This is a genomic window from Anaerosporobacter sp. (assembly GCF_965301125.1).
In genome coordinates, this window is sequence record NZ_CBDLAM010000031.1 from 1 (window position 1) to 11,376 (window position 11,376).

Annotated in this window: 11 protein-coding genes and 1 pseudogene; 6 read left to right on the forward strand and 6 right to left on the reverse strand. The window is 34.4% G+C overall.

The window, feature by feature from the left end:
- Positions 1 to 279 precede the first annotated feature (279 nt).
- Positions 280 to 918, forward strand: coding sequence for a VanZ family protein (locus tag ACW2QF_RS05300; protein ID WP_455714953.1), 639 nt, complete (start codon positions 280 to 282; stop codon positions 916 to 918).
- 25 nt (positions 919 to 943) lie between these two features.
- On the opposite strand, the gene ACW2QF_RS05305 is transcribed toward ACW2QF_RS05300, so the two are convergent.
- The 3 genes from ACW2QF_RS05305 to ACW2QF_RS05315 form a co-directional block, all read right to left on the reverse strand.
- A complete protein-coding gene (locus tag ACW2QF_RS05305; protein WP_455714954.1) occupies positions 944 to 1,609 on the reverse strand; it encodes an HAD family hydrolase in 666 nt (221 codons plus the stop codon).
- A gap of 42 nt (positions 1,610 to 1,651) precedes the next feature.
- Positions 1,652 to 4,072, reverse strand: a complete 2,421-nt coding sequence (locus ACW2QF_RS05310) for an ATP-dependent DNA helicase (RefSeq protein WP_455714955.1) — start codon at positions 4,070 to 4,072, stop codon at positions 1,652 to 1,654.
- A 187-nt stretch (positions 4,073 to 4,259) separates the two neighbouring features.
- The gene (locus tag ACW2QF_RS05315) at positions 4,260 to 4,967 is read right to left on the reverse strand and encodes a hypothetical protein (protein WP_455714956.1); all 708 of its coding nucleotides are present in this window, start codon (positions 4,965 to 4,967) and stop codon (positions 4,260 to 4,262) included.
- A gap of 260 nt (positions 4,968 to 5,227) precedes the next feature.
- Here ACW2QF_RS05315 and ACW2QF_RS05320 point away from each other — a divergent pair, with 260 nt between their 5' ends.
- Positions 5,228 to 5,569: a DUF1292 domain-containing protein gene (locus ACW2QF_RS05320; RefSeq protein WP_455714957.1), complete on the forward strand. Its 342-nt coding sequence runs from the start codon at positions 5,228 to 5,230 to the stop codon at positions 5,567 to 5,569.
- A gap of 92 nt (positions 5,570 to 5,661) precedes the next feature.
- On the opposite strand, the gene ACW2QF_RS05325 is transcribed toward ACW2QF_RS05320, so the two are convergent.
- Positions 5,662 to 6,171 carry a DUF4358 domain-containing protein gene (locus ACW2QF_RS05325; RefSeq protein WP_455714958.1) on the reverse strand — a complete coding sequence of 170 codons (510 nt, stop codon included), beginning with the start codon at positions 6,169 to 6,171 and terminating at the stop codon, positions 5,662 to 5,664.
- A gap of 10 nt (positions 6,172 to 6,181) precedes the next feature.
- Positions 6,182 to 6,397: a hypothetical protein gene (locus ACW2QF_RS05330; protein WP_455714959.1), complete on the reverse strand. Its 216-nt coding sequence runs from the start codon at positions 6,395 to 6,397 to the stop codon at positions 6,182 to 6,184.
- Between the two features lie 158 nt (positions 6,398 to 6,555).
- Between ACW2QF_RS05330 and ACW2QF_RS05335 the strand changes: the two genes are divergently transcribed.
- Positions 6,556 to 8,025: a recombinase family protein gene (locus ACW2QF_RS05335; RefSeq protein ID WP_455714960.1), complete on the forward strand. Its 1,470-nt coding sequence runs from the start codon at positions 6,556 to 6,558 to the stop codon at positions 8,023 to 8,025.
- Positions 8,006 to 8,392: pseudogene (locus ACW2QF_RS05340) on the forward strand (peptidoglycan-binding protein); the annotation flags it as partial. The gene ACW2QF_RS05335 and the pseudogene ACW2QF_RS05340, both read left to right, overlap by 20 nt.
- Before the next feature lie 121 nt (positions 8,393 to 8,513).
- Here the strand turns inward: ACW2QF_RS05340 and ACW2QF_RS05345 are convergent.
- The gene (locus ACW2QF_RS05345) at positions 8,514 to 9,446 is read right to left on the reverse strand and encodes a polysaccharide deacetylase family protein (RefSeq protein ID WP_455714961.1); all 933 of its coding nucleotides are present in this window, start codon (positions 9,444 to 9,446) and stop codon (positions 8,514 to 8,516) included.
- Between the two features lie 217 nt (positions 9,447 to 9,663).
- On the opposite strand from ACW2QF_RS05345, the gene ACW2QF_RS05350 reads away from it, so the two are divergent.
- Positions 9,664 to 10,413 (forward strand): J domain-containing protein, encoded by a 750-nt coding sequence (locus tag ACW2QF_RS05350; protein ID WP_455714962.1) that lies wholly within the window; start codon positions 9,664 to 9,666, stop codon positions 10,411 to 10,413.
- Between the two features lie 12 nt (positions 10,414 to 10,425).
- Complete coding sequence (locus ACW2QF_RS05355; RefSeq protein ID WP_455714963.1) at positions 10,426 to 11,259, forward strand: DUF5685 family protein; 834 nt, start codon at positions 10,426 to 10,428, stop codon at positions 11,257 to 11,259.
- Positions 11,260 to 11,376 lie beyond the last annotated feature (117 nt).

The following is an 11,376-nucleotide window of genomic DNA, read 5'->3' on the forward strand; positions in this document are numbered from 1 at the left end:
TGGTTATATTTACCTAAACAGAAAGGATGTATGGTACAAATGAATCGTCTTTCCGTACGGCTTACTACAATAATTGACTTTATAAGTTTACTCACATTGGGACTAGAATTTTTCTTAATCTATTATTGCTCAAATAGTATAGTATCACTAGCCATTATCAGTTTTCTTCTCATCCTTTGTACTAGTATATTCATTCTCACTTCAAAAAGCTTTGACTCTGGTTTCTTATTTAGTTTTATTCTTGTCTTATTCAGTTCATGTATTATTGGATTTATTTACATGAAAGGAGAAACTTTCTCTCTGGAATATAGTCAAAAATTACTTATTTTTTTATTACTTAATTGGTTAATACCTATGCTATGTTCCTTATGGCATGACCTTCATGACACGAAAGAACAATTATCTCACTTTAACAGCTTCTTTAATAAAAGCTCAATACAATTTATTATCTATTACATTGGCTTTTTGGCACTTCTTATTGTTATTAAACCAGTTGCACTAACTTGTGTTAGTGATTCAATGATGAATTCTATTAATGAAACTACATACCGAAATTTAATACCTTTTTATCGAATTGCATGTTATATAGAAGATGTCATCTATAACCATACAGAAATCAGTCCGTTAATTCAATATATACTAGCTTCCATTCTTGTCACTACACCTTATGGTTTCTATATAACCTTATTATTTAAGAACAAAGGGCACCTTATAAGGCTGTCTTTATTCTTCTTACTACCTATTGTAATGGAATTCTGCAAGCACTTTATCTCTCATCAAGCAGCAGATGTGGAACACGTTCTACTAGGCGTAATTGGCGGATTAGTTGGTTCTTGTTTGTTCTTCCTATTAAACAGTCTCTATAATCGAAAAAAACGGTATGACTTTTTGGAAGGCAAAACACACATTACTTGGTAACTTATTATGGCATGTCAAGCAATATCTAATCAATATAATTCAACAAATCAAGCGGATGAGTAATGATAGCATCCGCTTTATTATTCACTAATTCTTCACGGTCACGAAATCCCCATAATACACCTACAGTAAACATTCCCGTATTCTTACCTGTTTGCATATCTACATTCGTGTCACCAACATAGACGCACTCAGTTGGCTCTACACCAAATTCCTCTAGCATGGTTATAGCCCCACTTGGATCTGGTTTCTTTGGAATTCCTTCTTTTTGTCCGCAAACAAGATCAAAATATCTTTCTCCAAAAAGCTCATTGACAACAACTACCGTTCTTTCATGAGGCTTATTGGATAAGACTCCAATTTTAATACCTTGCGCTTTCAATCCATCAAGCATCTGGGTAATTCCATCAAACGGCTTTACGTGATACATACAATATTCTTCAAATATTTCTTTATATTTAGCCTGTGCTTCTTTGAATAACTCCTGTGCTCTTTTCTCATCTCCACATGCTGCTTTTAATGCACGCATAACAAGGACATCTGCACCATCACCAGCATAGTAATTATATTCTTTCATTGGTCTTTTCGTAAGCCCCAATGCTTCTAATGTTCTATTAGCGGAATACGCTATTGATTCAAGTGTATCTGCAACTGTTCCATCTAAATCAAATATCGCTGCTTTCTTCTTCATTTATCAAATCCTTCTTTCTTCTGAAAAACTGTTAACTTCTTCCTAATCCTTATTCTCAATTTTCTTCCAAAACTTCTCTACCAGCTCTGGAAACTTTGAATACCCTGTTACTTCATGAGGAAACCATTCTCTTGGAAACAGGTTCTGGTATTGGCGGTTTGTGAAACGCTCATCTAATAATACAATAACTCCATGGTCTTCATTGGTTCTAATTACCCGCCCAGCTGATTGTAATACTTTATTCATTCCATTATATAGATACGCGTAATCAAAACCATTCCCATTACACTGATCATAATAGGAACGAAAGAGCTCTCTCTCATTACATACCATAGGAAGACCTGTTCCTACAATAATAACGCCAATTAATCGATTGCTACGTAAGTCAATCCCTTCACTAAAGATTCCGCCCATAACGCAGAGGCCAATCCTTGTTTCATTAGGGTTTTCCACAAAATCTTCAAGAAATTGTTCCTTCTGACTCTCTGTCATTGTGTTATGCTGTAATTCTATCTGTGCTTTTAGCTCCCCTATAAGTATCTTCTCTTCTAATATTCTTCCGACTTCATTCATCAACTGATAGGAAGGAAAGAATGCCATATAATTACCTACTTTAGCTTTGGCTAATTCAATAATATAGGAGGCAATTTTTTCATATTCACTTTGATTTCTTCTGGAATATTTGGTACTAACATCATTTCCTATCACAAGTAATCGCTTTTCCTTATCAAAAGGAGAAGGTGCATAGATTGCATAATCTTCTTCTGTTCCTGATAATTGGTCTTTATAATAATGAATCGGTAATAGGGTTGCCGAGAAGAAAATCGCACTTTTGCCTTTTGCTAAACAATTTGCTAGATTTCTAGAAGGATTCATACATTGTAATCTTACTCGAAATCCTTCCTTATCATCATAGTCCGTATAGATTATATAATTCTCATCTAATAGATCATGTATATTAAGGAAATGTCTGATATCAAAGTATAATTCAAGAAGGCGCTCTCGATTCTCGAAAGTCTTCCACTCTACCAAAAATTCGTCAAACTCTGCCAATAAACGCATCAAGTGTAGTACAAGATCACCTATACTTTCAACAATTTCACACTCTTCACAGTCTCTCTTTAATTTGAGCATGCTACTATTACATGCTTCTAATCGTTTTGCTAACTTCTTACTATGTCCAGCTACCAATTTCTTTACATCAAGAAAATGTTGTTTAAATAGATGTGCACTGTACATCTCTCTAGCGCGCTCAACAAGATTATGTGCCTCATCTATCAAAAAGATATAATCATTCTTCGTATCTGCTGCAAAGAACCTTCTTAGATATACGTTAGGATCGAACACATAGTTATAATCACATATTACCGCATCTGACCAATTCGTAACATCTAAGCACATCTCAAATGGGCAGACACAATGTTTCTTTGCATATTCTAATATCAATTCCCTGGAAATGGCATTTTCATGAGTAATTAAATCATATACTGCATCATTTACACGATCATAATGCCCTGCTGCTCGTTCACATGCACCTGGATTACATTCTATCTTGTCTAGAATACAGAACTTCTCCTTAGCAGTAATTGTAGTTACTTTAAGACGTATTCCTTTTTCTTGCAAGATACGAAAAGTTTCCTCAGCGGCAGTTCTTGTAATCGTCTTAGCTGTCATATAGAATATCTTATTACTATATCCCTCTCCCATGGCCCTAACAGATGGGTACACCGTAGATATTGTCTTTCCAACCCCAGTAGGTGCCTCGATATATAGTTTCTTATCACGTAAGATTGTTTTATATACACCCGTTACTAAATCTCTTTGGCCGTCTCTATAAGAAAAAGGAAACTCCACACCTTTAATAGAGTTATTTCGCTCCTGTATCCAAGTGCACTGCCATTTCATCCATTTCGCAAATTCTAAAGTCAAATCGTTAAACCATTTTTCTAAGAAAGAATAGGAATATGTTTCTTCAAAATATTTCATCTGCTCTGTCTCGATATTACAATACGACATCCTTACGCCAATAGAGTCAAGCTTCTCTTCCCTTGCTGTAATATAGGCATAACACATAGCTTGGGCAAGATGTACTGGAAATGGCTCTTTTAAGAAACTGAGTTCCATATACATCGCTTTGATTTCATCTATAATCACTACATTCTCATATAAGTTATTCTCTTCATTTAATACGCTTGTGTGAATAATGCCATCCGCACGACCTTCCACACAAAGTGAATATTCCTCTCCCAAAGTAAATGCAGGTACAGTTATGCTTAGTGGCACCTCGGCTTGATATTCACTTCCCATTCTCTTTTGAATCTTACGGTGAATACGGCTACCTTCTTGCATCGCTTCCGTATCTACTGTCATTACCTGTGTGTTATCAATATTACCACTCCGTAGAATGAATTCAACAAGATTTCGCACAGAAACTTTAATAACATGATCAACAATCTTGTACATTCTGCAATCCTTTCGTAACTATAATTCGTAGTTAACCTAATTAACCGCTCATACAACTGATTACAATTATAGTACATCTGTTCGTAATCTGCAATGTAAGAGAATAAAAAAGAAGAATCCTAGCACAAATTAGAATTCTTCCTCCAATATTATATTCATCTTATCTAACAGATATCAATTACTCGATTTATATAAACATTGTGTAATCTTCATCATCATCGTCATATAGACCATTCTGATATCCACGAGTCCAATCGATATTCTTTGTTCTTTTTTGCTTAAGTTGTGGCTTTGCTTGTTTTTCTGTTTTCTTACTTTCTTGTTTCTTTTGCATAGCCTTCTTTTCGCGTTCTAAACGCTTAATCGTCTCAAATTTATCAGGTTGTTGTTCCTTTTCCTTTGAGCTTGTATCTTTCATTCTTTGGTCTCTGCCGCCGTAGCTTTTACCAGATCTACCTTCGTTTCTGTCCGTATCGTAATCACGGTCTTTATTAAAACCACGATCTTTATTGTAGCTATTATAGCTTCCGCCTCTTGTATCTTTTCCTCTAAAACCATTGTTATCTCTAGGAGATGTTCTATTATCTCTTTGATAACCACCTGAACGTTCTGAAGACTCTCCATCCCTCTTATATGGTCTTGCAGGTCTTTCACTACGATTGTTTGAATCACCTTGTTTGTTATAAGGTCTTGATTCTTTGTTAAATGGTTTAGCGTCTTTGTTATAAGGTCTTCCTTCCTTATTAAACGGACGATTCTCACGATTTCCATTATAAGATCTACCTTCACCGCGATTTTCATTATCACGATTTACCCTAGGTCTATAATTGTTGTTTCTCGTCTCGTTGCTACGGTTTTCTCTTGGTCTGCTATCATTAGCATTGCTTGTAACCACTGAATGTTCTCCTCCTAAACTGTGTATGTTCAATTAGCGGATATTTGCCATTATTCCGTTTTAGTAGCATAATATACCGCTCTTAATTATTTTATGCTATTTTACAATAAAGTCAATATGTTTTTACTGTTTTTTGCAATTAAATCATTGATTTTAACATTGCTTTTACAAATAAGACCTTGCATTTTTTTATTCAATCTGATACATTCATAGTAACGAGAAACATAAGCTTACTCGAATAAAGAAAAGAGGTATTTTGAATGAGCGACGAACGTCACGATATCAATTGCGATTGCGGATGCAACGAAGAAGAACAAGGAATGGTAACATTAACCCTAGATGATGGAACAGAAATGGAATGTATCGTATTAACGATCTTCCCTGTTAACGGAAATGATTATATTGCATTATTACCTGTAGAAGAAGCAGAAAACGATGATGATGGTGAAGTATTCTTATATCGTTTCAAACAATTAGAAGGCGATGATATCGAACTTCTTAACATTGAAGATGATGATGAATACGAAGCTGTTGCTGACGCGTTTGATCAATTTCTTGATGATGAAGAATTCCAAGAAATCTTAGACGAAGAAGAGGAATAGAATAATTTCAAACGGGGCTGTTGTAATATTAAGTAGATAATTATGTTATTACTTAATTTTGCAACAGCCCCTAACTATACTTATATTCGCTCTTATTGAACTAAGGCGTCATCCACTATTTTCTTAATACTAGCTACATCATCGTACACAATATAGAATACGAATTTATCCTTTGTAAATACCTGCCCATTTTTTACTTTCTCATATTGTTCAGGAAGATATTGCTCCCAGTCAGTCTCTTGTGCTTTCTTTAACTCGTCAAATGCAAGCTTAACTGTATTCACATCTTTTTCTTCTTTCACTTTAGCAATGATTATACGGTCCGCTCTCACATTCATTGGATTCTCATAATATATAGCCTCTTGCAAAATATTTGGATCAAGATTCATCATCTCAAGTATAGCAAGACCATTTTCACTTAATAAATCAACTTCACTCCAATCAAGTTCATCTTTCGATGAGACTCCAACATCTTTAGCTATCTTCTCTCCTATGGAATCTATTAATTCTTTTGTCTTCACATCAGCTTCCTTTGATTTCTTACAACCAGCTAAGGAAACTGTCAAAACTGCTACTAGTATTATTACTACTATCTTTTTCATACATACTCCTTTATACCTCTTTTTTAGTATTGGGAATATTTTCTCCATCTTCTAGTCTTTTATTCGTTTTATGAGCTCCTTTTTCTATACATACCAGATTTGTTTGCTCTTCTAAAATTCTAATCATTCCCTTACGGAACTCATTTTTTTCATGATCGTTTAATTCATCAAACTTAATTATTCTGTCTGGATAATATATATAGTTTTCGAATTTTAGGTTGGCCATGGAAATCTACTCCTACTATCACTTAATATCTTAGAACATTATATCATATATGTTGTCCAATTATAACTTAACTATGATACGTATAGTTTAAATTACGTATATTGGCCAAATATTATGTAATATCATATAATGACCTCTAATATAAGGAATAGAAACCCATGAACACTGCAGCAATATACATTCGAGTTAGTACAGAAGACCAAACGGATTATTCTCCAGATGCCCAAAAACGGCTTATATCAACCTATGCAAATCAACACAATCTAGTTGTTCCTAAGGAATATATATTTATAGATGAAGGAATCTCAGGAAGAAGAGCCGATAAACGTCCTGCTTTCATGCAGATGATTCGTATAGCAAAGAAAAAACCTCGTCCCTTTGATGTTATTCTTGTTCATAAGTTTGACCGTTTTAGTCGTTCCAGAGAAGATAGTATCTTATATAAATCCTTATTGAAGAGAGAATGTGGAATTCGAGTAATTAGTATCACCGAGCATCTAGAAGATGACAAATTCTCGATTATTCTAGAGGCCATATTAGAAGCCATGGCTGAATACTACTCTCTTAATCTATCCGATGAAGTACTAAAGGGCATGACTGAAAAAGCCATTCGAGGTGGATATCAAGCTGCTCCTCCACTTGGTTACGAAATTAAACATCTGAGAGAAATCCCAACAATTAAGGAAGGAGAAGCACAAATTGTCCGCTTAATATACGAACATTTCTTAACCCTTCACCAATCCCCCTATGAAATAGCAAGAGAGTTAAACCAAAGAGGATTCTTAAGCAAACGTGGGAACCCATTCGAAAAACGGACCATCGAATATATCCTAAAAAATTCATTCTATGCAGGCTATATACGATTTCAATTAAAACGTGACACCTCTACTTCCATACTCTCCAAAGGTCTTCATGAGCCTCTTATAAGTGAAGATATGTATCAAACTACTAAGAATTATTTTGCAAGTAAGAATAGAAAAACAAAAGAGCATTCCATTGGTTGTAAACACTGGTTATCGGGAATTGCTAAATGTAGTAATTGTGGTAATTCGCTACTAGTTTTTAAACGTAGGCTTGAAAATCAGAATAAAACATACTATAATCTACAATGTTGCGGTTATCAAAAGGGTCGTTGCCTTCAATCTCATCAACTTAGTGAAAAGAAAATGTTATCCACATTGGCCGCATCATTTATGGAAGTTTATCCACCAAACAGTAATATTTACCAACTATCTGTGCACACTATGCACACCTCTACCGAAACAATTCGTGTAAACAAAGACGCTCTACATAAACTTTCAACACGATTACTTCGTGCAAAAGATGCATACCTTAACGGTATAGACACCTTAGAAGAATATATCCTTACGAAAAAGTCTCTAACCAAAGAGATTGAACTACTAGAGCAAAGTTTACAAACTAATCTTGACTTAATTCATTCAGAGTCAACAAATCCAATATACCTCTCTCTAACCGAAATACTAGAATCTGAAACTGTATCTAATTCTGATAAACAAATCATACTATCAAACTTAATCCACCATATTGTTTACGATAAAACCAATGCCACTCTACGCTTTTATTACTTCCCCCCTAATTGCAATAAGGATGACCCAATGGGGCTCTAAATATCTTGGAGACGAAGGATATAGTGCAATTGAAATTCTTCGTAATTTCTATGGTGAAAATATGTTTATTAATACAGCAGATGAAATTGCCGGTGTTCCTTCCTCATGGCCAGGATATGACCTAACTGTAGGTAGCAGCGGAGATAAAGTAAGACAGATGCAAGACCAATTAAATGTTATATCTGGAAGTTATCCATTAATACCAAAGGTTGCAGCTGATGGAATCTACGGACAAAAGACTAAGGATGCTGTAGAGGTGTTCCAGGAAATCTTCAGTCTTCCAGTAACTGGAGTCGTAGATTTTGCAACTTGGTATAAAATATCACAAATCTATGTCGGTGTATCAAGAATTGCCGAACTAGTTTAACGTTTATAATTGAACATTAAAAAAACAACTTTTTATAGCTGTGTGCCCTATGTGATCAGATATGTTCACAAATTGACATTCAGCTAAAAAAGTTGTTCGTTTTGCTGAGCTCTATTATATCTTATCTCTTATCCACTGTATCAAATGTATATCCTTCATCTATAATTGTCTTGATTATATTATCCAATGACTGTACTGTTCGTTTATTGGATTTGGAGTCATGCAACAGTATGATAGGTTTCTTATATTTCTTTAAATCCTTTAATACATTCCTAGTTATCGTAGCACATGAAGGTTTCCCAATTGAATCTTCCGCTGACAGTTGCCAATCATAATATACGAATCCTCTTCGATTCATCTCCTCTAATACTTGTTTTCTTATCCCTTTCAAATATTTATTATGGCTACCACCAGGGAAACGAAAAACGGTTGGCTGTACTCCTGTCACTTCATACATCCTTTTATAAGCTAGATAGAAATCATCAAGGTAATCCTTAACAGAAGCATAGATTTTTTTATAGTTATGAGAATATGTATGAATACCCATCACATGACCTTGAGCTATCATCTCTTTAATAAGATCATAGTGATCCGGTGTTACTTCACCTGCAATCACAAAAAAAGTTGCCTTTATATTATACTTTTTAAGTATTTTCAGTACCTCATATGTATTATCACTTGGTCCATCGTCAAATGTTAGATACACAACTTTTTTATCATTTGACACCCTATCACTCATTGGATATCTAAAATTGTATTTCCTATAATCTAGTACATTCTCATCTAGCGCCGCTAGTGGAATCTTAGCATTCTTTTGTACATACATATCTGGATATAATTCCATATAATCTTCCTTATGTGAAATTTCCGCGCTATCTTCCTTCTTTACCGTTTCTTCTTGTTTGGTTCCAGTCTTTGTCTCTTCCTTCTCGATTGCTGAATTTTCTATTGTCTCAGGCTGCATAGTTGGTTCGAAGATCTCTCCTTTAAACAGCTTTCCCATTATTAACAACAGAATAATAACTAATATAAGGATAATCCTTTTCTCTCCCATGGTACTTACTTCCTTAGTAACCTTCTTTAATCAATTGTATGCACGAGAACGTAACAACATGTGTTAGTTTCTTATTGCTCTTAATAAGCTTTATTAAATATCTTATAAATTTATTAAATATGACATTTGTTACTACCAAACTATTTTAATATCGTGTTATAATCATATATGATTTTAATAAGAAAATTATCTATTGTTATATAAAAGGAGAAATTCCATGAAATGGTTTAACAATCCGACTTCTATGGATGAGGTCAAGAAACAATATAAAGCTCTTATACGTGTCTACCATCCTGATAATGGTGGCGACTTAGACAAAATGCAAGAAATTAATGCGGAATACAATGAATTATGTGCCCGTTTTGAAAAAGGAGATACCAGTTATTCTGATTATTCTTCTTACTATGGTTATGGACGCAACAATGGATATTCCCAGGGGGATGAATTCAGTAATATGGTTCGTCCTGTTATTGAACAAGAGATGAATAATACCATTACAATTGTACTTAGAGCATTACAGATTTACCCATCAATTCAAAGTAAATACGATAAATTAATCAATCACGACCCCGTTCGTATCTATAATGATATTCCAACGGTACTAAAAGTTGCTTATGAAGAGATGCAAAGAACCCCTGTAGCCGCTCAAATGAATTATCAATTCATCGGGATTATGAATGAGCTAGAGAATGTTCGTCGTACTACAAGACAGACTTATGAATCTGCATGTAGACAATATAGCCATAACTTAGAACAAGAACTTAATGATCTATATAGTGCTGTAGGTAGTACTGTTAAAGAGCAGATAATTGCTACGAAACAATCTGGTGGTGCCTTCTATGGTGGTGGCAATCGTGGATTCTATGGTTCTGGTTACAATTCAAGTCCTAATAGAAATGATGGATGCGATGATTGTTGTCAATGTCTTGGCTTAATGATGTGCTGCGATTGTATGAATTGTTGTTAATGGAGGCCTTTAATGATAGGATATCTAAAACCCAAGGTGGATGACCTTCGTGTTTATGAATATAAGCAATACCGCTCTTTCTACTGTGGTGTCTGCGTGGAGTTAAAGAAACACCAAGGTGAATTACCTCGGTTACTCCTTAGTAATGATGTGGCATTCTTTGCTCTTTTACTGTCTTCTCTTGCAGATACTACGACTATAGAAACCACACACCGTTGCTCATTACACGTATATCAAAAGAAACCCCTACGTCTGAATGACTATACTAAATTCATGGCAGCTATGAATGTTATTTTTGCTTATGGAAAAATTCAGGATAACTTACAGGATGATGGTGGTATGAAAGCAAGAACAAGTAGCCTTGTTTATCATAGAAATTATAAAAAGATATGCAAAGAGTATCCAGATGAGGTAAATTACTTTGAAGAATATACAAGAAAACTACACCAAATGGAATCTGCAAACAGTACCGACTATATTTCATTAGGTAAATTATTCGGACAAACACTTCGTGATATGTTCAAGCAAGTAATCACCGTACAAGAAGACTCTATAAGCAAGCTATTCGATTATCTAGGGCAATGGGTATATTGTATTGATGCCTTAGATGATTTAGAAAAAGATGAAAAAGACCAGTCTTTTAATCCTATGCTTAAAGCGTATCAAGAAGATAGAGAAAAATTCTTGCAAGAAGTGGAGCAACACATTAATTCTATATTACTTGAAATTGTTTATCTCTATACAGAGATGGAATTTGTTGATTACAAAGGAATTGTATTCAATGTATTGTGTATTGCTATACGAGAAAAAACGGATGCAATATATAAGAAATATAAATGTCTATGAAGTACTTGTGTTTTTTAGTTTTAGATGCAAAACTTTGTATATATGTTAACTAAAAGCTTTTGATCCCTATCATAAAAATAAAGACTAAGGAGAAAAATAGATATGGCTAATATGGAT